The 23,708-nt window shown below is 69.8% G+C and carries 27 protein-coding genes; 13 read left to right on the forward strand and 14 right to left on the reverse strand.

The genetic code is table 11. The features are described 5' to 3' along the window. From VED21_RS20410 to ychF, 4 genes are all read right to left on the reverse strand, one after another. Positions 1-2,457: DUF4347 domain-containing protein (locus VED21_RS20410; RefSeq protein ID WP_324885432.1), on the reverse strand; the 2,457-nt coding region annotated here is incomplete at its 3' end. A gap of 519 nt (positions 2,458-2,976) precedes the next feature. Beyond that, positions 2,977-4,254 carry an O-antigen ligase family protein gene (locus tag VED21_RS20415; RefSeq protein WP_324885434.1) on the reverse strand — a complete coding sequence of 426 codons (1,278 nt, stop codon included), beginning with the start codon at positions 4,252-4,254 and terminating at the stop codon, positions 2,977-2,979. 13 nt (positions 4,255-4,267) lie between these two features. Continuing rightward, complete coding sequence (locus VED21_RS20420; RefSeq protein ID WP_324885436.1) at positions 4,268-6,208, reverse strand: acyltransferase family protein; 1,941 nt, start codon at positions 6,206-6,208, stop codon at positions 4,268-4,270. A gap of 187 nt (positions 6,209-6,395) precedes the next feature. Further along, complete coding sequence (ychF, locus tag VED21_RS20425) at positions 6,396-7,496, reverse strand: redox-regulated ATPase YchF (protein WP_324885438.1); 1,101 nt, start codon at positions 7,494-7,496, stop codon at positions 6,396-6,398. 166 nt (positions 7,497-7,662) lie between these two features. On the opposite strand from ychF, the gene VED21_RS20430 reads away from it, so the two are divergent. Together VED21_RS20430 and VED21_RS20435 are read left to right on the forward strand one after the other, a co-directional pair. After that, on the forward strand, positions 7,663-7,860 hold the full coding sequence (locus VED21_RS20430) for a type II toxin-antitoxin system VapB family antitoxin (protein ID WP_324885440.1): 198 nt from the start codon (positions 7,663-7,665) through the stop codon (positions 7,858-7,860). A 10-nt stretch (positions 7,861-7,870) separates the two neighbouring features. Beyond that, complete coding sequence (locus tag VED21_RS20435) at positions 7,871-8,239, forward strand: type II toxin-antitoxin system VapC family toxin (RefSeq protein ID WP_324885442.1); 369 nt, start codon at positions 7,871-7,873, stop codon at positions 8,237-8,239. 9 nt (positions 8,240-8,248) lie between these two features. On the opposite strand, the gene pth is transcribed toward VED21_RS20435, so the two are convergent. The 8 genes from pth to rfaD all read right to left on the reverse strand — a co-directional run bounded on the left by pth (position 8,249) and on the right by rfaD (position 15,050). Beyond that, positions 8,249-8,824, reverse strand: a complete 576-nt coding sequence (gene pth / locus VED21_RS20440) for an aminoacyl-tRNA hydrolase (RefSeq protein ID WP_324885444.1) — start codon at positions 8,822-8,824, stop codon at positions 8,249-8,251. A 66-nt stretch (positions 8,825-8,890) separates the two neighbouring features. Continuing rightward, positions 8,891-9,496: a 50S ribosomal protein L25/general stress protein Ctc gene (locus VED21_RS20445; protein WP_324885446.1), complete on the reverse strand. Its 606-nt coding sequence runs from the start codon at positions 9,494-9,496 to the stop codon at positions 8,891-8,893. A gap of 177 nt (positions 9,497-9,673) precedes the next feature. Next, positions 9,674-10,609 (reverse strand): ribose-phosphate pyrophosphokinase, encoded by a 936-nt coding sequence (locus VED21_RS20450; RefSeq protein WP_324885448.1) that lies wholly within the window; start codon positions 10,607-10,609, stop codon positions 9,674-9,676. A gap of 193 nt (positions 10,610-10,802) precedes the next feature. Beyond that, positions 10,803-11,318, reverse strand: a complete 516-nt coding sequence (locus tag VED21_RS20455) for a VCBS repeat-containing protein (RefSeq protein ID WP_324885450.1) — start codon at positions 11,316-11,318, stop codon at positions 10,803-10,805. Further along, positions 11,318-12,085, reverse strand: a complete 768-nt coding sequence (gene pgeF / locus VED21_RS20460) for a peptidoglycan editing factor PgeF (RefSeq protein ID WP_324885452.1) — start codon at positions 12,083-12,085, stop codon at positions 11,318-11,320. Before pgeF ends, VED21_RS20455 begins: the two co-directional genes overlap by 1 nt. 43 nt (positions 12,086-12,128) lie before the next feature. After that, on the reverse strand, positions 12,129-13,253 hold the full coding sequence (locus VED21_RS20465) for a class I SAM-dependent methyltransferase (protein ID WP_324885454.1): 1,125 nt from the start codon (positions 13,251-13,253) through the stop codon (positions 12,129-12,131). Further along, entirely contained in the window at positions 13,250-14,056 is an 807-nt protein-coding gene (gene lgt, locus VED21_RS20470) for a prolipoprotein diacylglyceryl transferase (RefSeq protein ID WP_324885456.1), read from the reverse strand. Before lgt ends, VED21_RS20465 begins: the two co-directional genes overlap by 4 nt. Before the next feature lie 7 nt (positions 14,057-14,063). Then, positions 14,064-15,050, reverse strand: a complete 987-nt coding sequence (rfaD, locus tag VED21_RS20475; protein ID WP_324885458.1) for an ADP-glyceromanno-heptose 6-epimerase — start codon at positions 15,048-15,050, stop codon at positions 14,064-14,066. Between the two features lie 318 nt (positions 15,051-15,368). Here rfaD and VED21_RS20480 point away from each other — a divergent pair, with 318 nt between their 5' ends. From VED21_RS20480 to VED21_RS20500, 5 genes are all read left to right on the forward strand, one after another. Further along, a complete protein-coding gene (locus VED21_RS20480) occupies positions 15,369-15,644 on the forward strand; it encodes a DUF1778 domain-containing protein (RefSeq protein WP_324885460.1) in 276 nt (91 codons plus the stop codon). Positions 15,645-15,724: 80 nt separating this feature from the next. Then, complete coding sequence (locus VED21_RS20485; RefSeq protein WP_324885461.1) at positions 15,725-16,072, forward strand: accessory factor UbiK family protein; 348 nt, start codon at positions 15,725-15,727, stop codon at positions 16,070-16,072. Positions 16,073-16,277: 205 nt separating this feature from the next. Next, the gene (locus VED21_RS20490) at positions 16,278-16,781 is read left to right on the forward strand and encodes a YbjN domain-containing protein (RefSeq protein WP_324885463.1); all 504 of its coding nucleotides are present in this window, start codon (positions 16,278-16,280) and stop codon (positions 16,779-16,781) included. Positions 16,782-16,786: 5 nt separating this feature from the next. After that, positions 16,787-17,593, forward strand: coding sequence for a pyrroline-5-carboxylate reductase (gene proC, locus VED21_RS20495; RefSeq protein ID WP_324885465.1), 807 nt, complete (start codon positions 16,787-16,789; stop codon positions 17,591-17,593). Positions 17,594-17,606: 13 nt separating this feature from the next. After that, a complete protein-coding gene (locus tag VED21_RS20500) occupies positions 17,607-18,092 on the forward strand; it encodes a YbaK/EbsC family protein (protein WP_324885467.1) in 486 nt (161 codons plus the stop codon). Here VED21_RS20500 and VED21_RS20505 read toward each other — a convergent pair. After that, a complete protein-coding gene (locus tag VED21_RS20505) occupies positions 18,089-18,325 on the reverse strand; it encodes a hypothetical protein (protein WP_324885469.1) in 237 nt (78 codons plus the stop codon). The genes VED21_RS20500 and VED21_RS20505 overlap by 4 nt on opposite strands. 132 nt (positions 18,326-18,457) lie before the next feature. On the opposite strand from VED21_RS20505, the gene VED21_RS20510 reads away from it, so the two are divergent. The 3 genes from VED21_RS20510 (at position 18,458) to VED21_RS20520 (ending at position 20,161) form a co-directional block, all read left to right on the forward strand. Further along, positions 18,458-19,117, forward strand: a complete 660-nt coding sequence (locus tag VED21_RS20510) for a helix-turn-helix domain-containing protein (protein WP_324885471.1) — start codon at positions 18,458-18,460, stop codon at positions 19,115-19,117. A 128-nt stretch (positions 19,118-19,245) separates the two neighbouring features. Next, complete coding sequence (locus VED21_RS20515; protein WP_324885472.1) at positions 19,246-19,683, forward strand: phasin family protein; 438 nt, start codon at positions 19,246-19,248, stop codon at positions 19,681-19,683. Between the two features lie 142 nt (positions 19,684-19,825). Then, positions 19,826-20,161, forward strand: a complete 336-nt coding sequence (locus VED21_RS20520; protein WP_324885474.1) for a tRNA-binding protein — start codon at positions 19,826-19,828, stop codon at positions 20,159-20,161. A 17-nt stretch (positions 20,162-20,178) separates the two neighbouring features. Here VED21_RS20520 and VED21_RS20525 read toward each other — a convergent pair whose 3' ends face one another. Then, positions 20,179-20,628, reverse strand: coding sequence for a MarR family winged helix-turn-helix transcriptional regulator (locus VED21_RS20525; RefSeq protein ID WP_324885476.1), 450 nt, complete (start codon positions 20,626-20,628; stop codon positions 20,179-20,181). Between the two features lie 117 nt (positions 20,629-20,745). Between VED21_RS20525 and VED21_RS20530 the strand changes: the two genes are divergently transcribed. The 3 genes from VED21_RS20530 (at position 20,746) to gltA (ending at position 23,691) form a co-directional block, all read left to right on the forward strand. Next, positions 20,746-21,828 (forward strand): exo-alpha-sialidase, encoded by a 1,083-nt coding sequence (locus VED21_RS20530; protein WP_324885478.1) that lies wholly within the window; start codon positions 20,746-20,748, stop codon positions 21,826-21,828. 12 nt (positions 21,829-21,840) lie between these two features. Continuing rightward, on the forward strand, positions 21,841-22,125 hold the full coding sequence (locus tag VED21_RS20535; protein ID WP_324885480.1) for a MoaD/ThiS family protein: 285 nt from the start codon (positions 21,841-21,843) through the stop codon (positions 22,123-22,125). Between the two features lie 234 nt (positions 22,126-22,359). Beyond that, entirely contained in the window at positions 22,360-23,691 is a 1,332-nt protein-coding gene (gene gltA, locus VED21_RS20540; protein WP_324885482.1) for a citrate synthase, read from the forward strand. Positions 23,692-23,708 lie beyond the last annotated feature (17 nt).

Genomic DNA, 23,708 nt, shown 5'->3' on the forward strand with positions numbered 1-23,708 from the left:
GTTGCCGTACAGCGCGTCGTTGGCCATGTTGCCGTAGATCACGTCGGCGTCCTGGCCGCCGAACACCGTGTCGGCGTCCTGCCCGCCGAACAGCGTGTCCATGCCCAGGTTGCCGTACAGCAGGTCGGTCCCCTGGTTGCCATACAGCACGTCGTCGCCCAGGCCGGCGGTCACGCTGTCGTTGCCGGCCTCGCCGTACAGGATGTCGTTGCCGGCCCCGCCGGTCATCACGTCGTCGGCCGGGGAGCCCTGCACGGCGTCCGGCGCCGCCGGCACCGTGGGTTCGGTCGGCACCGTCGGCGTCGAACCGCCACCGCCACCACCGCTGCCGCCCCCGCCGGTGTCACCGCCGCCCGTCGAGCCGCCGCCGCTCGAACCGCCACCCGTGCTCCCACCCCCCGTGCTTCCGCCGCCGGTGTCGCCACCGCCGCTCGACGCGCTGTCGTCGTTGCGGATGGTGCCGTTGGCCGTGGCGGTGCCCAGCGTGGCGCCGCTGGCGTTGGACAGGGTGACGGTGAAGCCTTCGTCATCCTCCACCGTGCTGTCGCCGGCCACGGCGATGGTGATCACTTTCGACGCCTCGCCGTCGGCGAAGCTGACGGTGCCGCCGGGCAGCGCGCCGCCGAAGTCGCCGCCCGACACCGCCGACCCGCTCACCGCGTAGTCGACGGAGGCCGCACCGGTGGCGGCGCTGCGGGTGACGGTGAAGGTGAAGGGCGTGGTGCCGGCGTTGCCTTCCAGCGTGTCGGCGCTGGTGGCGGCGATGGAGATCGTGGCGGGCGGGGGCGGCGGTTCGGAGCTGCCCGCCTGCACCGTGATGTCCGTGCCGTTCAGCGCGAAGCGCGAGGCGGCGAAGCTGCCGGCGATGGTGATGGCGGCGTCGGCGCCGGCCACGCTGTCCATGCCGATGTGCAGCACGGTGTTGCCGCCCACCTCCTCGACCTGCACCTGGTTGGCGCCAACGGTGGTGCCGTCGCCGGTGCCCGCACTGCCCGACAGGGTCAGCCCCGTGACGTGGAACACGTCGCCGTTCGCCACCCCGGCGATGGCGCTGAAGCCGCCCGCCTGGGCCGCCGTCATGGTCACGTCGTGCGGGGCCGCACCGGTCAGCTCCAACCGCTCCACGCCCGTCAGCGTCATGCCGGAGATGTCGATTGCCGTGGGCGTGATCACCTTCCAGTCCGGCGTGGTGAAGGGATCGGAGGTGATCTCCAGCGTGTCGGTCCCCGCACCGCCGTTGAAGGCGACGGTCCCGGCGTCCGCCTGGACGAGGAGGACGAGGCGGTCGTCGCCGTCCCCGCCGGCGATGCTGTCGGCCTGCGGCTCGGTCCAGCCGGGGGCCGAGTTCTCGCCGGAATAGAAGGTGTCGTTGCCGTCGCCGCCGATCATGGTGTCGGCTTCCCAGTCGCCGACCAGCACGTCGTCGCCGCCGCCGCCGTCCATCCACTCTTGGCCGCCGTTGCCGACCAGCGTGTCGTTGCCGGCGTCGCCGTACAGCGTGTCGGACTGGTCGCGGCCGTACAGCACGTCCGCGCCGTCGCCGCCGTGCAGGGTGTCGAAGCCGTCGCCGCCTTCCAGGATGTCGTCGCCGCCGGCACCGCTTTCGATGTCGTTGCCGTCGTGGCCGCGGAACCAGTTGCGGTTCTCGTCGCCGATCAGCGTGTCGTCGCCGTCGCCGACGACGATCAGCTCGACGTCGTGGTAGGTGTCGCCGGCCGCGTCGCCCTGGTTGGCGGCGAGGTTGCCCAGGTTGATCAGGATCGGGGCATGCTCGGGGGTGACGTAGTTGACCTCGTCCTGGTAGCCGTCGCCGCCGTAGAACACGTCGGCGCCCGGCCCGCCGTGCATCGTGTCGTTGCCCTCGTTGCCGTACAGCACGTCGTTGCCGGCGAGGCCGGACATGGTGTCGTCACCCGCCAAGCCGGAGATGGTGTCGGCCCCCGTGGTGCCGGTCAGCGTGTCGGCGGCGGTGGTGCCGGTCATCTCGCCCAGCAGGTGCGGCCACGCCTCGTGCCCCAGGAAGGGAGCGGACAGGCGCACCGGGCCGGTCGTCGCGTCCAGCTCCCACTGGCCGCCCAGCGCCGCGTGGCCCACCGGGTGCGTCGCCGCCGCGACGGTGGCGCCGGTGGCGTAGGACAGGCGGTTCAGGAAGGCTTGGCCGGCCGCGCCCTCGCCGACGCGGCAGGCGTGGATCAGCACCTCCGTCCCCGCCGCGGCCGGCCAGTGCCGGTCGAGCAGCGAGGCGGCGTCGATCGGGTCGGCGCCCAGCAGCACACGGCCCGGTTCGCCGTGCGCCAGCAGGTGCACCGCCGCCGGCCGCTCGGCCAGCGCGGCTGCCAGAACCGTGTGCGCGTCCACCTGATCGGAGACCAGGACCACCCGCACGTCCCTGCTCCGGCGCCCCAGCAAGAAAGCCAGATCCTGGAGGCCGGAATCCGCAATGAGAACCTCGTGCACCGTTCTACCCCTCCTCAGGCGTCAGGGAACGCTGCCGTGCGCAAGGGCGGCGGCCGGACGGCCGGCCGTTGTTGGCAACGCTGGGCTGACGATGGAAATGCTTCGTACGGGCTTTACTGTGCGGCACGGACACTTATTCGTAAAATCGAAATGAGTATTATAGCCCGAGGGGTTGCCGAGAACGCTCGGTGAGATCCATGAATAATCCCGTGGATACTCTGCGGTGTGAAAGGATGGCCGCTTCCAGGATGGTCGTATCCTGCACCGCGGGCGGTCCTATGCTTCACGGGTCGGGGCAACCCGAAGGAGACAAAAGAAAAGGCGCGCCCCGCACGGAGGCGCGCCGATGTGAAACTCTTGGGATCACGAAGCAACAAAGGCGACATAAGGGCACAAAGAGCGGGTTCGCTGGCGGCCGGCGCGCGTCCGGTGCGAAGCCTCTTCGTGCTCTTTGTCCCCTTTGTTGCTTCGTGATGAACCAAAGCCTGGCGGATCGGATCGTCCGCGGCGCGCCGCACTCTACCCCGGCGGCATCGCCATGGCCGGGTGCAGCGGCGGGGCGGCGTGCAGCGTGCGCCGGTGCATGACCAGCCGCACGGCGGCTATGACCAGCACCACCCAGGTCAGCGAGTGGCGGCCCAGGAACACACTTTCGGAGACGGAGATGGTCAGCAGCGTGCACGCGATGGCCAGCGCCCACGCCGGCTCCATCGGGCGCGGGCTGTAGCGCATGGCGACGAACGCCTGCACCAGGATCTGCCCCATCAGCAGCGCCATGATGACGAGGCCCAGCACCCCCAGGTCCAGCATCAGCTCCAGCCACCCGTTGTGGGCCGAGGTGATGCCCCAGTTCATCACGAAATAGCTGCCCGGCGCGTAGGGGCCGTACCAGTAGGCGCCGAAGCCGAAGCCCAGGATCAAATTGTTGTCCAGCGTCGCCAGCACGTGTTCCCAGATCAGGTCGCGGCCGGTCAGACCGGCGTCGCGGCCCAGCAGCGTCAGCACCGCCTCGAAGATCATCGGTCCGGCCAGGATCGCCGCCAGGATGCCCAGGCCCGCCACCGTCAGGGTCAGCATGAAGACGCGGATGTTGGACCGCACCAGCCCCGCCCCCAGCATCACGGCCAGCACCACCACGGCGGTGATCAGCGACGTGCCCGACCGGCACATGACCAGCAGCACGAAGGCCAGCGCCAGCAGCCCGCGGTTGACCCAGCGCCGCCCCTCGCCCAGCCATTCCAGCCAGAGAAGGCAGGTGATCAGCGTCACCATGATGCGGCCGGTGACGTTCTTCTGCCAGAAGATGCCCTTCCAGGCGCCGACGTGCTGTTCGCTGTCCAGCCCGATGTCGGGCATCGCCACGATGGCGGCGAAGGACAGGAACATCGTGATCGCCGTGCCGACGACCAGCAGCTTCAGGATGTCCACGAAGCTGAAGCGCAGCGCCATGTAGATGCCGAACACGGTGGTGAACAGCAGCGCCACCGCCCGGCGCATGGTCACGTCCGGGTAGATGGACCAAGCCACCGACGCGAACACCGCCAGCGTCAGCAGCGACATCATCGGCGTCACCGTGGGGATCTGCGCCAGCAGCCGTGGCCGGTAGCAGACCATACCGATGATGATGACGTACAGCCCGACGAAGACCATCATCGCGCCCGGCGAGTCCTGGTCGGCCCCCGTCCGGTCGCCGGTCAGCAGCGACGGCAGCACCGTGCCGCAGAACAGGACGATGGCCAGGACGGTGGCCGCCTTTTCCAGGAACTCGATCGTTTTCTGCGTGGCCATGGACTGCATGGTTCGGCCTCCGTCAGCGGTTCTCGGCGAACGAACGGTCGCCGCGCAGGAACGACTTCACGTGGTCGCGTGCGAAGCCGAAGTTGTCGCGGGTCGGGTGGTTGTCGTCGAAGTACAGCGGTGCTCCGTCGCGGTCGTAGGCGCAGCGCCCGTCGCCGCAGATCACCTTCCACAGCGACAGCCGCGCCTGCACGTCCTTGCCGTGCGCCTCCAGCGTGGCGAAGAAGTCGCGGTTGCGGGCCATGTACTCGTCCAGCGTGAAGGCGTTGTCGATCGGCCGCTGCCAGGCGAGGCTGGCGGCCATGGCGCGCGGGGCCGCGTGGCGGGAACCGGGCAGCGGGTCGGCCAGGTGGATCTTCACGCCGGCCGCTGCCAACTCGTCCAGCGTGCGGGCCAGGGCGCGGTTGAGCACGGCGGCCGTGTCCGTCACCTCCGGCGCCGCGACGTCGGCCTGCACCGTGTCGTGGTAGTAGCCGGTCCAATAGGCGACCAGCACCGCGTTGCGGATGCCGTGCCGGGCCACCAGGGCGCGCACGCTCTCGCTGAACTCCAGGCACGGCCCCTGGTAGGCGACGCGGCGCACGCCGAACAGCGGGACGCAGCCGTTGTAGCTGGCGACGATGGCCTTCTGGCCCAGGTCGCGCAGCGCCTCGTCGAACTGCGCGTTCATCGACCACGCGTGGGAGTCGCCCCACACCAGCCACGTGGCCGGCGCGTCCGGCGCGCCGATGGTGCACAGCCGGTCCTGCGCCACGTCGGCGGGGGATCGGTCCTGGCAGCGCTGCGGATCCTCGTGCCGGTTGGCGGCGAAGGCGTCGACCGCTGCCACGCGCGGGCTGAAGCGGCTGGCCCAGCCGTCCGACGCGTGGCCGTAGGCGCCCAGCGTGGTGAACAGCACCGCCGCGGCGGCGGCGTGGGCGAAGGCCCGGCGCCCGCGCAGGATGGAGTCGCCGCTGCGGAACGGCCGCTCGACCCAGCGCCAGGACAGCGTGGCGGCGATCATGGTGGCGGCCAGCACGGCGGCGGTGTCCAGCGCGCTCAACCCCTCGAACCGGTAGTAGGAGGCGAAGACCAGGAGCGGCCAGTGCCAGAGGTACAGCGAATAGGAAATGGCGCCGACGAACACCATCGGCTTCAGCGCCAGCACCCGGCCCACCGCCGTGTCGCCGCCCGCATGGATCAGCAGCGCCGTGCCCAGGCACGGGAACAGCGCGTTGGCGCCGGGAAAGGGTGTCATCTCGGTGAAGGTGAAGACGCTCCAGCCGATCAGGCCCAGGCCCAGCAGGGCCGCCGCCTCGTTCGCCAGCCGGTTGCGGATCGTCGGCACCGCGCCCACGGCGAGCAGGGAGCCCAGCAGCAGCTCCCACGCGCGCGTCGGCGCCAGGTAGAACGCCGCGTCCGGCCGCTTGGCCACGCCGACGACGGACAGCGCGAAGGACAGCACGGCCAGCACCGCCAGCACCGGCACCCAGCCCCCTCGCCGCAGCTTGTAGACGGCCAGAAGCACCAGCGGCAGGACGATGTAGAACTGCTCCTCCACCGACAGCGACCACGTGTGCAGCAGCGGCTTCAGGATCGCCTGCTCGTTGAAGTACCCCGCCTGCCGCCAGAAGAAGATGTTGGAGACGGAGAAGACCGAGGCGACGAGGCTTTCCGAGAACTCCCGGAAGTCCTGCGGCAGGAACAGCAGGTAGGCCAGCGCGGTGGAGACGGCCAGCATGGCGGCCAGCGCCGGAAGCAGCCGGCGGATGCGGCGCTCGTAGAAGCCGGCGACGGAGAAGGTCCCCGCCTGGATGTCCGCCGCGATGATGGCGGTGATCAGGTAACCCGAAATGACGAAGAAGACGTCGACACCGACGAACCCGCCCGCGAACGGAGTAAGACCGGCGTGGAACACGACGACCGGCACGACGGCGACGGCGCGGAGACCGTCGATTTCTGCGCGATAACGCATCGAAACCTCTTCGGGGGTGGCGAATGTCGGCGGGGATCGTGGTCCCGCAGACTATCGCGTTTTCCGAAGCGGTGCCGTGGCCTGGAAGAGGAAGGTCGGCGCGGATTTGGGGGTAGGGAAGCGCCGAGAGGGCTATTGCCCCCACCCTAACCCTCCCCCGCTGGGCGGGGGAGGGGACATGCGACCGTCAGACGTTGAAGCGGAAGTGGAAGATGTCGCCGTCCTGGACGACGTACTCCTTGCCTTCCTGGCGCATCTTGCCGGCGTCCTTCGCACCCTGCTCGCCGCCGAGATTGACGAAGCTGTCGTAGTCGATGGTCTCGGCGCGGATGAAGCCGCGCTCGAAATCGGTGTGGATGACGCCCGCGGCCTCCGGCGCCTTGGCGCCGCGGCGCACGGTCCAGGCGCGCGCCTCCTTCGGGCCCACCGTGAAGAAGGTGATGAGGTCCAGCAGCGTGAAGCCGGCGCGGATCAGCCGGTTCAGGCCGGTCTCCTCCAGGCCCATGGAGCCCAGGAACTCCGCCTTCTCCTCCGGGTCGGACAGCTGCGCCACCTCGGACTCGATGGCGGCGGAGATGACGACCATTCCGGCGTTCTCGGCCTTCGCCTTGCCGGCGACCAGCTCGGAAAATTTGTTGCCGGTGGCGGCCGAGGCCTCCTCGACGTTGCAGACGTACAGCACGGGCTTGGCCGTCAGCAGCATGAACTGCTTGAAGACCGGCTTCTCCTCCTCGCCCAGCTCGACCACGCGGGCCGGCTTGCCGTCCTGGAGGACCTTCAGCGCGCGCTCCATCAGGTCGGCCTTGATCTTGGCGTCCTTGTCGCCGCCCTTGGCCTTCTTCTGGAGGTTGGTGATCTGCCGCTCCAGGCTTTCCATGTCGGCGAGCATCAGCTCGGTCTCGACCACCTCGGCGTCGCGGATCGGGTTGACGTCGCCCTCGACGTGGGTGATGTCGTCGTCCTCGAAGCAGCGCAGCACGTGGACGATGGCGTCCACCTCGCGGATGTTCGCCAGGAACTGGTTGCCCAGGCCCTCACCCTTGGACGCCCCGCGGATCAGCCCGGCGATGTCGACGAATTCGAGCTGGGTGGGGATGGTCTTCTGCGACTTGGCGATGGCCGCCAGCTTGTCGAGCCGCGGGTCGGGCACGCCGACGCGGCCGACGTTCGGCTCCTTGGTGCAGAAGGGGAAGTTGGCCGCCTCCGCCGCCTGCGTGGCGGTCAGCGCGTTGAACAGGGTCGACTTGCCGACGTTCGGCAGGCCGACGATGCCGCAATTGAAACCCATGGGGTGCGTCTTCGATTCGTCGTGTGTCCCGGACCGGCGCTTTATCCTACGCCCCGCCGCAAAAGGCAAACGGCACGTGGGGGGAGGGAGCGGCGCGCTCGGCCGTCAGGCATTGCAAGGCACATCGACCAATGCCATTTTTCGGGTCTCGACGGAGGAATGTTCCATGCGCACGACGCTGGCGCTCGACGATGAACTGGTCGCCAAGGCGCAGGCTTTTACGGGCCTGACGGAGAAGTCGGCCCTGGTGCGCGAAGCGCTGAAGGCGCTGATCGAGCGCGAGAGCGCCAAGCGTCTGGCCCGCCTGGGCGGAACGGAGCCCGACGTGGAAGCGGCCCCTCGCCGGCGGCCCGATCCCGTATGATCCTGCCCGCATGATCCTGGTTGACACGTCGGTCTGGATCGACCACCTGCGCAACGCAGACCCGGCTCTGGTGCGTCTTCTGGAAGGCGGGCGCATGCTGGCGCATCCGTTCGTTACCGGCGAACTGGCTCTGGGCAGCCTGAGGCAGCGGGACGTCGTCCTGGGCGCCCTCCAGGACCTGCCGCAGGCTACCGTGGCGCGGGACGACGAGGTGCTGCGCTTCATCGACCAGAACGCTCTGTTTGGGCTCGGCATCGGCTACGTCGACGTCCACCTGCTGGCCGCCGTCAGGCTCACGCCCGGAGCATTCTTATGGACCCGCGACAAGCGGCTGCGCGCCGTCGCCGAGCGTCTGAAACTAGCCGCCGAACTGCTGTAGCGCTCGCCGTCACTTCATGGACGGCATCGCCAGCGTCACCTTGTTCATGAAGTTCTCGGCCTGCCCCTGAACCAGCAGGGGAAAGGCATCCGTGCAGGCGTCGGTCAGCGGCTCCAGCCACGCCTGGTCGGCCTTGGCGAAGTCGTGCAGCACGTAGTTGGACACCTGGTTCTTGTCGCCCGGATGGCCGATGCCCAGGCGCACGCGCCAGTATTCCTTGCCGATGTGGGCGTCGATGGAGCGCAGGCCGTTGTGCCCGCCGTGGCCGCCGCCCTTCTTCACGCGGATCTTGCCGGGCGGCAGGTCGAGTTCGTCGTGGATGACGACGACCTGCTCGGGCTTCATCTTGAAGAACTGCAGCGCGGCGCCGACCGACTGGCCGGACAGGTTCATGAAGGTCAGCGGCTCCAGCGCCAGCACCTTCTCGCCGCCGACGGCGCCCTCGGCGGTCTGCCCCTGGAAACGCTTCTTCCACGGCGAGAAGCCATGGCGGCGGGCGATCGCCTCCACCACCATGAAGCCGATGTTGTGCCGGTTGCGCGCGTATTCCGCGCCGGGATTGCCGAGACCGACCAGCAGCAGCATGGGAAACTGTCTTTATGGGGAAGGGGAGGGGCGAGGGGGCCGCGAAAACCCCCTCGCCGAACCCGATCAGGACGCGGCGGCCTCGCCCTCGGCGGCCTCGGACTTCAGGCCCGACGGCGCGGCGATGGTGGCGATGGTGAAGTCGCGGTCGATGGTCGGCTTCACGCCTTCCGGCAGCTTCACCGCCGAGATGTGGATCGACTCGCCGACGTCGAAGCCCTCGCAGCTCACCGTGATGTGCTCCGGGATGCTGTCGGCGGCGCAGGTGCACTCGATCTCGTGGCGCACGATGTTCAGCACGCCGCCCTTCTTCAGGCCCTGCGACTTCTCCTGGTCGACGAACTCGACCGGGATCTGCACGGTGATGCGGGTGTCGCCGGTGACGCGCAGGAAGTCCACGTGCAGCGGAACGTCGGTGACCGGGTGGAACTGCACGTCGCGCGGCAGCACGCGGTGCGTGGCGCCATCGACGGTCACGTCGAACAGGTGCGTGAAGAAGCCCGGCTTGTGCAGGATGCGGGTGAAGCCGATCTGCTCCAGCGAAATGGTGATCGGGGCCTGCTTGCCGCCATAGATCACGGCGGGGATGCGGCCGTCGCGGCGGGTCTGGCGGGCGGTCCCCTTGCCGGCCCGGCCGCGCGCCTCGGCGGCGAGCGCGATAACTTCGGTCATGGTGTTCTCCTCAAACGAAAAGGGCGCCAGCCTCCAGGGGTGCTGACGCGTTGAAGCGCGCTGTTTATCCGCGCGCGCACCCCCCGTCAAGGGGAGTCGTCCCGCACGTGAAGGCAGCACGAAAAACCCCTCCGCCGCGGGCGCGGCGGAGGGGCTGAAACGGGCCGGAAACCGCCGTTACGAGAACAGGCTGGAAACCGAACGCTCCTCGCTGATGCGCATGATCGCCTCGGCGATCAGCGGGGCGATGGTCAGCTGGCGGACGTTGCGGCTGACGCGCACCGCCTCGGTGGCCTGGATGCTGTCGGTGGTGACCATCATGTCGATGGGGGCCACGGCGACGCGGGCGACCGCGCCGCCGGACAGCACGCCGTGCGTGACGTAGGCACCGACCGACTTGGCCCCGGCGTCCATCAGCGCCACGGCGGCGTTGCACAGGGTGCCGCCGGAGTCGACGATGTCGTCCACCAGGATGCAGCGGCGCCCTTCGACGTCGCCGATGATGTTCATCACCTCCGACACGCCGGCGCGCTCGCGCCGCTTGTCGATGATGGCGAGGTCGGCCTCCAGCCGCTTGGCCAGCGACCGGGCGCGCACCACGCCGCCGACGTCAGGCGACACCACGGTGATCTCGTCGGTGGAGCCGAAGGTCTCCTTGATGTCCTTCTCGAACACCGGGGCGGCCATCAGGTTGTCCAGCGGGATGTCAAAGAAGCCCTGGATCTGGCCTGCGTGTAGGTCCATGGTCAGCACGCGGTTGGCGCCGGCCATGGTGATCAGGTTGGCGACCAGCTTGGCCGAGATCGGCGTGCGCGGGCCGGTCTTGCGGTCCTGCCGGGCGTAGCCGTAGTAGGGAATGACCGCCGTGATGCGCCGGGCCGAGCCGCGCTTCAGCGCGTCGATGGTGACCAGCAGTTCCATCAGGTTGTCGTTCGCCGGGAACGAGGTGGACTGGATGACGAACACGTCCTCGCCGCGCACGTTCTCCAGAATCTCGACGAACACTTCCATGTCCGAAAAGCGCCGGATGCTCGCCTTGGTCAGCGGCACACCAAGACACGTGGAGATGGCCTCGGCCAGCGGACGGTTGCTGTTGCCGGCAAGCACCTTCATTGCGGTCGGCTCTCTTCTGATGGGAACAGGTTAAGGGGGCAACGGCTGGTCGCGCCGAAGGCCCCCTTGAAAACGCGGCGGACCATAACAAAGGGTCCGTCGCCTGTAAACGTTCTATGACGCCCGGAATAACAGCGGATCGTCACGGACGTTGCATGGCTGCCGCGCGCCCGCGGAAACGGCGCCGGGTCTCTCAGAAGATGAACCAGTCGGCGTCCGGCGCCAGGCCGGGCTCGCCGCCGCCGAAGACCTTCACGTTGGGTCCGCCGCCCGGTCCGCCGGCCGTGACGATGTCGGCGCGCCCGTCGCCGGTGACGTCCGCCACGGCCACCGCGACTCCGCCCCGGAAGCTCGGTTCGTAGGCGAAGAAGCTCTGCGTCTGGGTGCCGCCCTGGACGTCGAACACCTTCACATGGGGGCCGCCGCCGGGGCCGGCGCCGGTCACGACGTCCGCGATCCCGTCGCCGGTCACGTCGCCGACGGCGACCCGGACGCCGCCGGTGAAGCCGGGCTCGTACGCGTCGAAGCGGGCGACCTCCCCGAAGGTCTTGCCGTCGTACACGCGCACCGCCGGCCCGCCGCCCGGCCCGCCGCCGATCACGAGGTCGGCCGTGCCGTCGCCGGTGACGTCGCCGCAGGCGACCGACAGGCTGCCGGTGCCGTCCAGGCGGCCCAGCAGGGCGGCGTCGCTGAACACCAGGGTCTCCATCAGCGCTGCAGCACGATGGCGGACAGGCCGCGGCCGTAATCCTTCTCGCCGCGCAGGCAGGCGCGGCGGTAGCTGAAGAAGCGGTCCTCCTCGGCCACCGTGTCGTTCGGGCAGCGCTGCACCATCTCCACGCCATACAAGGCGAGGCGCTGGGCGACGTAGCCGCCGAGGTCGAACAGGAAATGCCCTTCCTTGCGCGCCGGGGCGAAGAAGTCGCGGTTCTCGGCGCTCTCCTCCAGGAACGGCGCCGGGAACTCCGGCCCTACTTCGTAGGAGCGCTGGGCGATGCACGGGCCGATGGCGGCGACGATGCGCTCGCGCTTGGCGCCCAGCTCGACCATGCGGTCGACGGTGGCTTCCAGCACGCCGCCCTTGGCCCCCTTCCATCCGGCGTGCGCGGCGCCGATGACGCGGGCTTTGGAGTCGGCGAACAGCACCGGTGCGCAATCGGCGGTGAGGATCCCCAGCGCGATGCCGGGCTCGCGGGTCGCCATCGCGTCGGCCTGCGGCGCCTTGTCGGGCGTCCAGGGCTTCTCCACCACCACGCAGGTCGGGCTGTGGACTTGGTAGCAGGTGGTCAGCCGGTCCGCCTCAAGGTCCAGCCGCGCCATGGCGCGCGCCCGGTTCTCCACCACCGCCGACGGCGCGTCGCCCGATCCTAAGCCGCAGTTGAGCGAACCGTAGATGCCCTGCGACACGCCGCCGGTGCGGGTGAAGAAGGCGTGGCGGATGTCACCGATCTCGTTGAGTGCGCCGAGCGTGATCACGGGAATTGCCGGTCCTGTGGAAGGTGTCAGGGATCAAGCGTTTTCAGGGGAAGCCCGCCGGTGCGCCCAGGCCGGGCACCGTCAGGGCGACGGCCTTGAACAGAGTGCCCATCTGGTCGGGCGCGATCAAGCGGGCAAGGGCCGAATCGATGTCGGCCGCCTGCTGCGGCGTGGCGCTGCGCTTCAGCACCCCGGCGCGTTGCGCGATGCCCAGCCGCTGTAGCAGCACGCCCTGGTCCACCGGCCCCCAGGCCTCGGCCCCGCCCTCGCGCGCCGCGTCGGCGATGCCGGCGAAGTCCACGTGCGCCGTCAGGTCGGCCATGCCGGGATCCTCCAGCACCGGGGCGTAGGCGTGCCGGCGCAGTGCCTGCAGCGTGTCCCCCACCGCCGGCCCGTGCGCGTAGCCGTAGTCGATGACCAGCGCCGCCCCACCGTGAACCGTCAGCCGTTCGCCCAGCGCGCGGGCCACCGCCCGGCTGGCCGGCGACACCTCCACCACACTTCCCACGGGCGCGTCGCGCAGCCGCTCCGGCACCAGGGTGGCGCCGGGGCTGCCGAACGCCTCCAGCACGAAGCGGAATCGCGGCGCGTCCTCCGGGGACTCCGGGTCCAGGTCGACCAGCCGCTCGGCCCAGCCGTGCGGCGCCTTCTGGATCTGGCGGATGGGCAGGGCGTCGAAGAACTCGTTGGCGATGACCAGCGCCGGCCCTGCCGGCACGTCCTCCAGCCGGTTGTGCCATGTGGCGTTCTTTCCGGCGTCCTTGCCGGCCAGCGTAGCCTGCTGGCGGGCGCGCAGCGTCGGGCTGGTCTCCACCATGCGCACGCGGATGGCGTCGCGGAAGGGCGGCAGGATCGCGGCCGCCCGCAGCGCGTCGGCCATCAGGGTGCCGCGGCCCGGTCCCAGCTCGATCAGATTGATCTCGGCCGGCCCGCCCAGGCGCTGCCACGTGTCGGCGCACCACAGGCCGATCAGCTCGCCGAACATCTGGCTGATTTCCGGCGCCGTGGTGAAGTCGCCCTGCGTGCCGAACGGGTCCTGGCGCATGTAATAGCCGAAGCGCGGGTGGCCCAGCGCCTCCGCCATGAAGGCGGCCACCGTGATCGGCCCCTCGTGCGCGATGCGACGGGCGAGCGCGCGGGCCAGCGTGTCGGCGACGGGTCCGGTCATGCGGTTTCCACCTTTCGCGTGCGCAGTGCCAGCCACAGCCCGACCAGCACCATGGGGATGGACAGCAGCTGCCCCATGGTGGCCCCGCCCCACAGGAAGCCCAGTTGCGGGTCCGGCTCCCGGAAGAACTCGACGATGATGCGCGACAGGCCGTAGCCGGCCAGGAACACGCCGGAGATCACGCCCGGCCGCGCCCGCACCGCCGGCATGTGCGCGATGACCGCCAGCACGACGAACAGCACGGCCCCCTCCAGCACCGCCTCGTAGATCTGGCTGGGGTGGCGCGGCACCTGCTGCGGGTCGCGCGGGAAGACCATGGCCCACGGCACGTCCGGCGCCGGCCGGCCGTACAGCTCGCCGTTGATGAAGTTGGCGATGCGCCCGAAGAACAGCCCGATGGGCACGGCCGCGCAGATCAGGTCGGCGAAGGCGAAGGGCGAGATCCCGCGCCGCCACGCGAACAGCAGGATCGCCAGCACCACGCCCAGCATGCCGCCGTGGAACGACATGCCGCCGTGCCAGACGTACAGCGCCTCCACCGGGTGCTGCATGTAGTAGGGCAGGTTGTAGAACAGCACGTACCCCAGCCGTCCGCCCAGGATGACGCCGACCACCGCCCAGGTCAGGAAGTCGTCGTAGTCCTCCGGTGCCGGCCGGCCGCCCGGGCTGTCCTTGGCCAGCACCATGCAGTAGCGCCAGCCCAGCAGGAACCCCGCCAGATAGGCCAGCGCGTACCACCGCACGACGAGCGGCCCGGCCTCGAAGGCCACCGGATCGATGGCGGGGAAGGGAATGGCGAGCATGCCCACCTCAGCGGTACGGGTCCGGTTGCTCCAGGAAATCCCGCACGTAGCGGCGCACGCCGTCCTCCAACTCGGTGAAGGGGCGGGTGTAGCCGGCGGCACGCAGGCGCTCCGTGCTGGCCTGGGTGAAGTACTGGTACTTGTCGCGCAAGTGCTCGGGCATGTCGACGTACTCCACGCGCGGCTCCAGCCCCAGCGCCGCGAACGTCGCCCCGGCGAGGTCCTTGAAGCTGCGCGCCTTGCCGGTGCCGACGTTGAAAAGGCCGGAGACGTCGGGCGTGTCGAGCAGCCACAGCATGACGGCGACGCAGTCGTCCACGTGGATGAAGTCGCGGCTCTGCCCGCCGTCGGCGAAATCCGGTCGGTGCGACTTGAACAGCCGCGCCGGCTCCCCGGCCTTCAGCACGGGGTGCAGCTTGGCGACGACGCTCATCATGTCGCCCTTGTGCCGCTCGTTGGGGCCGTAGACGTTGAAGAACTTCAGCCCCGCCCACTGCGGCGGCGCCGGCTCGCCGTTCAGGACGGCGCGCGCGACGAAGCGGTCAAACAGGTGCTTGGACCAGCCGTAGGGGTTGAGCGGGCGCAGTTCCGCCAGCGCCTCCACCGACGCATCGTCCACGAACCCCGCCGCCCCGTCGCCGTAGGTGGCCGCCGACGACGCATAGATGAAGCGTGCGCCCCGCCATGCGCACCAGCGCCACAGCTCCATCGTCAGCGCCACGTTGTTGGCGACGATCTTGTCGACGTCGCGCTCGGTGGTGGCGGAGATGGCGCCCATGTGGAAGACCACGTCGACCTCAGCCGCGTGCTGATCGAGGAAGGGCAGGATGTCGTCGGGCCGCACCAGGGCCTTCAGCTCGCGCTTGGCGAGGTTGCGCCACTTGTCGCCGTCGCGGAAGCGGTCGGCCACGGCGACGTCGGTGATGCCGCGCTCCGCCAGCCCCGCCACGAGGTTCGACCCGATGAATCCGGCCCCGCCGGTGACCACGATCATGCGCTGCAAACCCCGCGTCTGGCGTTCCACGGCCCTTATAGGGTGCCCACCGCGCCCCCGCAAGGCGCCGGGGGTGGAGAACGGCTTTGAGACACGGATGGACACGGATGCCCGCGGTGCGGGCCACGGATGAACACGGATTTCATTTTATCTATCCGTGTTCATCCGACCCCATCCGTGTTCATCCGTGTCTCCAACATCTCTTCCATCGCCGCCGTCCGTGGGGAAGGAGGGCGCGCTTCGCCGCAGGGAGGCGGCCTTGACCGGCGGGGTGTGGGCGGCGCATGCTCGGGATTATTGCGCCGGAATGACCGTTTCATGACCAGAATTGCCGGGCCGCGGGCCAAGATCCAGCGCGTGCAGTTGCGCGCCACGCCGGCGCAGCGCCGCGTCATCCGCCAGGCGGCGGCCTCGGCGGGGAAGTCGATGAACGCCTTCGTGCTCGACAGCGCGTGCGCGGCGGCCTATCAGATGCTCGCCGACCGGCCCGACTTCCTGATGGACGATCCCGACTGGGAACATTTCCTGACGCTGCTCGGCCAGCCGGCCGAGGACAAGGAGCGGCTGAAGGCGCTGCTGGCCGAACCGGCGTGACCATTCCGGCGGGGCCGGCGTTGAATCAGGGCGGCGGGCTGCCCATAATCCCGTTGGCCCCCTAGATCGGATGCGAATCGATGCAGGTTGACAACAAGCTTCTCGACGACCTTGCCCGCGTGGCCGGCGGTGCGCTCGGCGCGCTGTCGAACCTGCGCGAGGAGGCGGAGGCGCAGATGCGCCAGCAGTTCGAACGGATCCTCTCGCGTATGGACGTCGTCTCGCGCGAGGAGTTCGACGCGGTGCGCGCCGTGGCGGCCAAGGCCCGCGAAGAGCAGGAGACGCTCGCCGACCGCGTCGTGGCGCTGGAGGCCACCGTCGCCACCCTGGTGGCCGAGTTGAAGCTGATGCAGGAGCACGGCGACACCGCGCCGCGCCGCCGCGCCGCCGGCCACGGTCCGGCCAATCCGGGCGGAGCCACCGCCTGATCCCCGGCCCGGCATACGCGTCACGCGCGAACGATCCGAAAAGTTTCACCACGGCGGCGTCGAAAGCTGTTGCGCCGACGCCTGCCTTTTGGCACGTTGCTTTGAATAGTAGCCCCTGGGTCGCAAGACACAACATCTCGGGGCCTCGTCCCGGGAGCCTGGGGAACGGTGCCGTCCACCGCGCCTTCAGAGGAGGACGCTAGACATGTCGGCAGTAGCCGTCGACACCCCCAAGACCATCCACAATCCCCTGGACATCGTCGAGGAGATCGTCACCGCCAACGAGTGGCCGTTCGACCGCTCCAGCGAGGACGAGCTGATCGTCGAGATCGGGGGACGGTGGTGCGACTACCGCCTTTACTTCGTCTGGCAGCAGGACGTCAGCGCGATGCAGTTCTCCTGCCAGTTCGACATGAAGGTGCAGGCGAACCGGCGCGACGCGGTGTCCGGCCTCCTGGCCGAGGTGAACTCCCGCCTTTGGCTCGGTCACTTCGACGTCTGCTCGGAGGAGCACACGCCGATGTTCCGCCAGACGACTCTGCTGCGCGGCTCGCGCGGGGCGACGGTGGAGCAGCTGGAGGACCTCGTCGAGATCGCGCTGTCGGAGTGCGAGCGCTTCTACCCTGCCTTCCAGTTCGTCATCTGGGGCGGCAAGTCGCCGTCCGAGGCGGTGTCCGCCGCCATCCTCGACACCATGGGCGAGGCGTGAGCGCGATGGCCGGTTCCCTGCTTCTGGTCGGTTGCGGCAAGATGGGCGGCGCGCTGCTGGATGGCTGGCTGAAGGCCGGCACGGTGGAGCGCGTCGTGGTGGTCGAGCCGTCGGGCGTGCCGCCCTTCGCCAAGCCGCCGCAGGTGGTGACCGCCGCCGGCGCGCACGACCTGCCGGCCGGCTTCGTGCCGGACGTGGTGGTGCTGGCCGTGAAGCCGCAGGTGATGGACCAGGTGGTGCCGGCCTACGCTGGTCTGGTGCGGCCGGAGACGGTGTTCCTGTCCATCGCCGCCGGCAAGACGGTGGGTTTCTTCGAAAAGCACCTGGGCGCGTCCGCCGCTATCGTCCGCGCCATGCCGAACACCCCGGCGGCGGTCGGGCGCGGCATCACCGTGTGCTTCGGCAACGCCAACGTCGCCAAGCCGCAGGCCGGCCTGTGCGACGCGCTGCTGCGCGCCGTCGGCGACGTCGCCTGGATCGACGACGAGGCGCTGATGGACGCGGTCACGGCGGTGTCCGGCAGCGGCCCCGCCTACGTCTTCCTGCTGGTCGAGACGCTGGCCAAGGCCGGCGAGGCGGCGGGCCTGTCCCCCGGTCTGGCGCAGACCCTGGCGCGCGCCACCGTGGCCGGCTCGGGCGAGCTGCTGCGCCAGTCGTCGGCCACCGCGGCGCAACTGCGCGAGGCGGTGACCAGCCCGAACGGCACCACGCAGGCGGCGCTGAACGTGCTGATGGCGCCCGGCGCCATGGACGCGCTGCTGGCAAAGGCCGTCGCCGCCGCCGCGCAACGGTCGAAAGAGTTGGCGCAGTAGCAGGGGCGGGACGATGGCCGACCTCACCCCATCCGCCCGGCGCGTGCAGGACGTGCTGGACGCCATCGGCCTCGGCCACGCGGTGGTCGAGCGCGAGGCCAGCACCCGCACGTCGGAGGACGCCGCCAACGCCATCGGCTGCACCGTCGCACAGATCGCCAAGTCGCTGATCTTCCGCACGAAGCAGACCGGCCGGCCGGTGCTGGTGATCGCCAGCGGCGTCAACCGCGTCGACGAGAAGGCAGTGGGCGCGCTGGTCGGTGAGAAGATCGAGCGCGCCGACGCCGACTTCGTCCGCGAGAAGACCGGCTACGCCATCGGCGGCGTGCCCCCGATCGGCCACGCCGAGCCACCGCTGGTGCTGATCGACGAGGACCTGCTGGCCCTCGACCCGATCTGGGCCGCCGCCGGCACCCCCAACGCCGTATTCCGCCTCACCCCCGATCAGCTGGTCAGCATGACCGGGGGACAGGTGGCGGCGGTGAAGAAGGCCAGTTAGGCGGCCGCGCGGACGCCCGCCAGACGGCCCAGCGCGTCGGCGATGTCCACGCTGCCGCGCCGGCGCACCGCACCACCCTTGGCCGCACCGCCTTTGAACCCCACGCGGCCGGCGTTGATGCCGTCGTACATGGCGGCCATCAGTGCGGCCACCGGGCGGCTCAGCCCCACCCCTTCCAGGATCGGCTCCCACTGCTCGCGCGGCACCGGCACCGCCTGCGCGTCGCGGTGCACGGCGTGCGGCTGTGCCGCCCGGCGGGCCGCCTCGGCCAGGGTGGCGCGGCACTGCTCGCCGCTGCCGCGGATCTGGCGCCGCCGCCGCCGGCTCCCACATAGTTGGGGTACCGATAAGGGCGGGAGACGGACATGCAGGACGCGGAGGATACGGAGGACATGGACCGGCGCATCGTCGCCGCCGCCATGGATCTGGCGGCGACGCACGGCTGGCGGCGCACCGGCTTGGCCGAGGTGGCGCGCGCCGCCGGCGTACCGCTGGGCGCGCTGTACCGGCGCTTTCCCACCCGCGCGCACCTGCTGGCCGGGCTGTCGCGCCTCGCCGACGCCGCCGTTCTGGCCGACGAACCCGCCGCCCCCGATCCGGATGCCCCCGATCCCGAAGCCGAGGAGGAACCGCCGCGCGACCGGCTGTTCGACGTGATGATGCGGCGCTTCGACGCGCTGCTCCCCTACCGCGACGGCCTCGCCTCTGTCACCCGCGACCTGCGGCGGGAACCGCTGACGGCCCTGGCCTTCGCGCCGCACATCGCGCGCTCCATGGCGTGGATGCTGCGCGCCGCGCGCATCGACCCGGACGCGCCGGGCGGGTCGGCGCTGGTGGCCGGGCTGGTCGCCGTGCACGCGCGGGTCATGCGCACCTTCCTGGCAGACGACACCGCCGACCTCGCCCGCACCATGGCGGCGCTGGATGCCGAGCTGCGCCGTGGCGAATCCTGGTGGGCGGCCCTGCGCCGGCGCGACTCGCGCCGTGCTTCGCAGACGGAACCTGTGGACGCGCCGGCCGGTTGAATCCCCGGGCCTGCGGCGTCTTGTATGTTGCGCCGCAGCAAAGTGGCGAGTATGGTTGCGCGGTCATCACAACCGAGTCCGCTCTGCTGCACCGCGGCTTGTCGGACCGCACTAGGGGGATGAAGAACATGGCGAAGCAGCCGACCGGTAACCCGTTCCTCGAATTCGATCTGTCCAAGGCTCTGGGCGAGTTCAAGGCGCCCGGCATCGACATCGAATCGATCCTGACCGCGCAGCGCCGCAACATCGAGGCGGTCACCGCCGCCAACCAGTTGGCCTGGGAAGGGCTGCAGGCCGTCCTCCGCCGCCAGAATGAGATCCTGCGCCAGTCTGTGGAAGAGGCCGGCAGCATGGTGAGCGACGTCATGGGCGCCGGTTCGCCGGAGGACAAGGCCGCCAAGCAGGCCGAACTGGCGAAGGCCGCCTTCGAGAAGGCGCTCGCCAACGTCAGGGAACTGGCCGAGATGATCGCCAAGTCCAACAGCGAGGCCGCCGACGTGCTGTCCAAGCGCGTGTCGGAGAGCCTGGACGAGGTGAAGGCCGCCATCGCCAAGTCCGGCAAGTGACCCGTCCCCCCGGGACGCCGGCCCGCCCGGCGTCCTGAGCGGCACGCCGCCGACGGAAAAGGGCCGCCCCTCGGGGCGGCCCTTCGCGTTTTCCGGCGGCGCTGCTACCCTCGCCCCGCCAACGGCCAAAGGAGGGGCGGGGATGACCATCGGCTTCGACGATTTCCTGAAGGTGGAGGTGCGCGTCGGCACCGTGGTGGCGGCGGAGCCGTACCCGGAGGCGCGCAAACCCGCCATCAAGCTGACCGTCGACTTCGGGCCGGAGGTCGGCACCCGGCGCAGCTCCGCCCAGGTCACCCGCCACTACACGCCCGACTCGCTGGTCGGCCGCCAGGTGCTGGCCGTCGTCAACTTCCCGCCCAAGCAGATCGGCAAGTTCGTCAGCGAATGCCTCGTGCTCGGCCTGCCCGACGCCGACGGGGAGGTGGTGCTGATCCGCCCAGACCAGCCGGTGCCGAACGGCGGCCGGCTGTACTGACCCTCACGACAGCACCCTCACGACAACGCCATCAGGTCCGCCCGCAGCCGGTCGGCGCCGGACGCGCCGAGCAGCCGTTCGTTGTCCGCCTGCGCCTGCCGCCACGCCGGCAGGGCCGCGGCCAGCAGCGCGCGGCCGGCCGCGGTCAGTTCCAGGCGCCGGCCGCGGCGGTCCGCCGGATCGACGCGCACCGCCAGCAGCCCGCGTCGCTCCAGCGGCTTCAGCGCGGCGGTCAGCGTCGTGCGGTCCATGGCCAGCAGTGCGGAGACCGGCCCCATGCCCGGCGGCTCCGGCCGGTTCAGCGCCATCAGCAGCGAGAACTGCCCGTTCGTCAGCTCGAGCGGCCGCAGCGCCTCGTCATAGCGCCGGGCCATGGCGCGCGCCGCGCGCTGCACGTGCAGGCACAGGCAGGCGTCCCGCACCTCGATGGTCGTGGAGAAGGGAAGCTGGTCCTGGTCCTTTGACATGCGGCAATAATGTTGATATCAACGTATTTGTCCAGGCCGAATGCGGGGTAGCGGCGATTCGTCCCAGGACCGGTCACGAAGGCGCGAACGCCAACCAAAAGCTGATGGGAGGGGACAATGGCATCGAAGGTCCTGCTGCTGCTGGGCACGAAGAAGGGCGCGTTCATCCTGGAAAGCGACGCGGATCGGCGCGACTGGGCACTGCGCGGCCCGTTCTGCGAGACGTGGCCGATGAACCACGTGGTCGCCGACCCGGCCACCGGCGCCATCTTTGCCGGCGGCGGCAACGAATGGTTCGGCCCGGCCGTCTGGAAGTCAACCGACCTGGGTGAAACCTGGACGCACTCCAGCGACGGCCTCACCTATCCGGCCGGCGAGACGCCGGTCAAGGCGGTGTGGAGCTTGGCGCCCGGGCAGGGCTGCCTGTACGCGGGCGTCGAGCCCGCCGGCCTGTTCCGCAGCGACGACGGCGGCCGGTCCTGGCGCCATGTGGAGGGGCTGCGCAACCACCCCTCGCGCGCCGACTGGCAGCCGGGCGGCGGCGGGCTGATCCTGCACTCGCTGGTCCCGCACCCCACGGACGAGCGGCAGCTGTGGGTCGCCATCTCGGCCGGCGGTGTCTTCCACACCGCCGACGGCGGCGCTACGTGGCACCCGCGCAACCGCGGTACCCGCGCCGACTACATGCCGGAGGGGCAGAACTATCCCGAGCACGGGCAGTGCGTGCACTGCATCGTCATGGCGCCGGGCATGCCCGACCGCCTGTACCAGCAGAACCACTGCGGCATGTACCGCAGCGACGACGGCGGCCGCACCTGGAGCAGCATCGAGGCCGGCCTGCCGTCATCCTTCGGCTTCCCCGCCGCCGCCCACCCGCGCGATCCGCAGACGCTGTACCTGCTGCCGCTGAACGGTGATTCCGTCGGCCGCTTCGTGCCCGACGGCAAGGCCGCCGTCTGGCGCACCCGCGACGGCGGCGAGCGGTGGGAGGCGTTGCGCGACGGCCTGCCCCAGCAGAACGCCTACTTCGGCGTGCTGCGGCAGGCCATGGCGACGGATCGGCTGGAGCCGGCCGGCGTCTACTTCGGCACCAACGGCGGCGCCCTGTACGCCAGCGCCGACGAGGGCGACGGCTGGACCTGCATCGCCCAGCACCTGCCGGCCATCCTGTCGGTGGAAACGCTGGTCGTCGACGGCTGACGGGGCGCCGCGATGACACGCGAAGCGACCGCGCCGGTCACCGTCCGCCTTCCGGCGGCGCTGGTGGCGCTGTTCCCCGGTTCGGTCCGGCGGCTGGATGTCCCGGCCGCCACCGTGGACGAGCTGATGGACGCGCTGGACGCCCGCTGGCCGGGCATGCGCGACCGCCTGTGCGACTCCACCCCGGCCATCCGCCGCCACATCAACGTCTTCGTCGCAGGCGAACGCGCCACCCTGGCGACGCCCCTGCCGCCGGGCGTGGCGGTGGACGTGCTGACCGCGATCAGCGGCGGGTAGGAGGCAGGAGGCGGGTGTTGAGACACGGATGCACACGGATTTTGTACGGATGAACACGGATTAAAAAATAGCCGATCTTCATCCGTGTCCATCCGTGTCCCCAACCCTTCCCCAAGCCCGCGCGCTGGTCCACGGTCGCCGCCCCGCCCCTTATACGAAAGCAAACCGTTGACGGCGTGCCGCCGCGCCACACCTCTCCTTGCGAGTGCGTCGTACGCGAGAGGAGCAGGTCTTATGGCCAACACGATGAAGCCCGGGCACGAGGACGTCCGTCAGGTCGGCACCGTCACGCTGACCGACGACACCACCGGCCGCACGCTCAAGTTGCCGCTGCTGGAAGGTTCGACCGGCCCACGCGTCATCGACGTGCGCAAGCTTTATGCCGAAACCGGCTACTTCACCTTCGATCCCGGCTTCACCTCGACGGGCAGCTGCGAGTCCGCCATCACCTACATCGACGGCGACGAGGGCGTGCTGCTGCACCGCGGCTACGCCATCCAGGATCTGGCGGAGCATTGCGACTTCCCGGAGGTCTGCTATCTGCTGCTCAACGGCGAGCTGCCGAACGCCGAGCAGAAGGCCGACTTCACCCGCACCATCACCTATCACACCATGGTGCACGAGCAGCTGGCCAAGTTCTACAGCGGCTTCCGCCGCGACGCGCACCCGATGGCCATCATGTGCGGCGTCACCGGCGCCCTCTCGGCCTTCTACCACGATTCCACCGACATCGCCGACCCGGTGCAGCGCAAGATCGCCGCGCACCGCCTGATCGCCAAGATGCCGACCATGGCCGCCATGGCCTACAAGTTCTCGGTCGGCCAGCCGTTCATGTACCCGCGCAACGACTTGGCCTACACCGAGAATTTCCTCTACATGACCTTCGGCACGCCGTGCGAGCCCTATGTGGTGAACCCGGTTCTGGCGCGCGCGATGGACAAGATCTTCATCCTGCACGCCGACCACGAGCAGAACGCGTCGACCTCCACCGTCCGCCTCGCCGGCTCCTCGCACGCCAACCCCTTCGCCTGCATCGCGTCCGGCATCGCGGCCTTGTGGGGCCCGGCGCACGGCGGTGCGAACGAGGCGGTGCTGAAGATGTTGGAGGAGATCGGCTCCACCGCCCGCATCCCCGAATTCGTCAAGCGCGCCAAGGACAAGAACGACCCGTTCCGTCTGATGGGCTTCGGCCACCGCGTCTACAAGAACTACGACCCGCGCGCCAAGATCATGCGCCAGATCTGCTACGAGGTGCTGAACGAGCTGGGCATCAAGGACGAGCCGCTGCTCGACATCGCCATGGAGCTGGAGAAGATCGCGCTGGAGGACGAGTACTTCATCGAGAAGAAGCTGTACCCGAACGTCGACTTCTATTCCGGCATCATTCTGAAGGCGATGGGCTTCCCGACCAGCATGTTCACCGTGCTGTTCGCCCTGGCGCGCACCGTGGGCTGGATCAGCCAGTGGAAGGAGATGATCGAGGATCCGCAGCAGAAGATCGGCCGCCCGCGCCAGCTCTACACCGGCATGACCACCCGCCCCGTCAAGCCGGTGGCCGAGCGCTGAGCGTCCGCCATCCGCTC

Origin of the sequence: Azospirillum sp. (assembly GCF_035627195.1) — a bacterium.
GTDB lineage: Bacteria > Pseudomonadota > Alphaproteobacteria > Azospirillales > Azospirillaceae > Azospirillum.

What these genes read in the sequence shown, in the direction of transcription:
- VED21_RS20415 (WP_324885434.1), bottom strand. Translation starts at nt 4,254, where the DNA reads ATGCAGTCCATGGCCACGCAGAAAACGATCGAGTTCCTGGAAAAGGCG.
- VED21_RS20420 (WP_324885436.1), bottom strand. Translation starts at nt 6,208, where the DNA reads ATGCGTTATCGCGCAGAAATCGACGGTCTCCGCGCCGTCGCCGTCGTG.
- ychF (WP_324885438.1), bottom strand. Translation starts at nt 7,496, where the DNA reads ATGGGTTTCAATTGCGGCATCGTCGGCCTGCCGAACGTCGGCAAGTCG.
- VED21_RS20430 (WP_324885440.1), top strand. Translation starts at nt 7,663, where the DNA reads ATGCGCACGACGCTGGCGCTCGACGATGAACTGGTCGCCAAGGCGCAG.
- VED21_RS20435 (WP_324885442.1), top strand. Translation starts at nt 7,871, where the DNA reads ATGATCCTGGTTGACACGTCGGTCTGGATCGACCACCTGCGCAACGCA.
- pth (WP_324885444.1), bottom strand. Translation starts at nt 8,824, where the DNA reads ATGCTGCTGCTGGTCGGTCTCGGCAATCCCGGCGCGGAATACGCGCGC.
- VED21_RS20445 (WP_324885446.1), bottom strand. Translation starts at nt 9,496, where the DNA reads ATGACCGAAGTTATCGCGCTCGCCGCCGAGGCGCGCGGCCGGGCCGGC.
- VED21_RS20450 (WP_324885448.1), bottom strand. Translation starts at nt 10,609, where the DNA reads ATGAAGGTGCTTGCCGGCAACAGCAACCGTCCGCTGGCCGAGGCCATC.
- VED21_RS20455 (WP_324885450.1), bottom strand. Translation starts at nt 11,318, where the DNA reads ATGGAGACCCTGGTGTTCAGCGACGCCGCCCTGCTGGGCCGCCTGGAC.
- VED21_RS20465 (WP_324885454.1), bottom strand. Translation starts at nt 13,253, where the DNA reads ATGACCGGACCCGTCGCCGACACGCTGGCCCGCGCGCTCGCCCGTCGC.
- lgt (WP_324885456.1), bottom strand. Translation starts at nt 14,056, where the DNA reads ATGCTCGCCATTCCCTTCCCCGCCATCGATCCGGTGGCCTTCGAGGCC.
- rfaD (WP_324885458.1), bottom strand. Translation starts at nt 15,050, where the DNA reads ATGATCGTGGTCACCGGCGGGGCCGGATTCATCGGGTCGAACCTCGTG.
- VED21_RS20480 (WP_324885460.1), top strand. Translation starts at nt 15,369, where the DNA reads ATGACCAGAATTGCCGGGCCGCGGGCCAAGATCCAGCGCGTGCAGTTG.
- VED21_RS20485 (WP_324885461.1), top strand. Translation starts at nt 15,725, where the DNA reads ATGCAGGTTGACAACAAGCTTCTCGACGACCTTGCCCGCGTGGCCGGC.
- VED21_RS20490 (WP_324885463.1), top strand. Translation starts at nt 16,278, where the DNA reads ATGTCGGCAGTAGCCGTCGACACCCCCAAGACCATCCACAATCCCCTG.
- proC (WP_324885465.1), top strand. Translation starts at nt 16,787, where the DNA reads ATGGCCGGTTCCCTGCTTCTGGTCGGTTGCGGCAAGATGGGCGGCGCG.
- VED21_RS20500 (WP_324885467.1), top strand. Translation starts at nt 17,607, where the DNA reads ATGGCCGACCTCACCCCATCCGCCCGGCGCGTGCAGGACGTGCTGGAC.
- VED21_RS20510 (WP_324885471.1), top strand. Translation starts at nt 18,458, where the DNA reads ATGCAGGACGCGGAGGATACGGAGGACATGGACCGGCGCATCGTCGCC.
- VED21_RS20515 (WP_324885472.1), top strand. Translation starts at nt 19,246, where the DNA reads ATGGCGAAGCAGCCGACCGGTAACCCGTTCCTCGAATTCGATCTGTCC.
- VED21_RS20520 (WP_324885474.1), top strand. Translation starts at nt 19,826, where the DNA reads ATGACCATCGGCTTCGACGATTTCCTGAAGGTGGAGGTGCGCGTCGGC.
- VED21_RS20525 (WP_324885476.1), bottom strand. Translation starts at nt 20,628, where the DNA reads ATGTCAAAGGACCAGGACCAGCTTCCCTTCTCCACGACCATCGAGGTG.
- VED21_RS20530 (WP_324885478.1), top strand. Translation starts at nt 20,746, where the DNA reads ATGGCATCGAAGGTCCTGCTGCTGCTGGGCACGAAGAAGGGCGCGTTC.
- VED21_RS20535 (WP_324885480.1), top strand. Translation starts at nt 21,841, where the DNA reads ATGACACGCGAAGCGACCGCGCCGGTCACCGTCCGCCTTCCGGCGGCG.
- gltA (WP_324885482.1), top strand. Translation starts at nt 22,360, where the DNA reads ATGGCCAACACGATGAAGCCCGGGCACGAGGACGTCCGTCAGGTCGGC.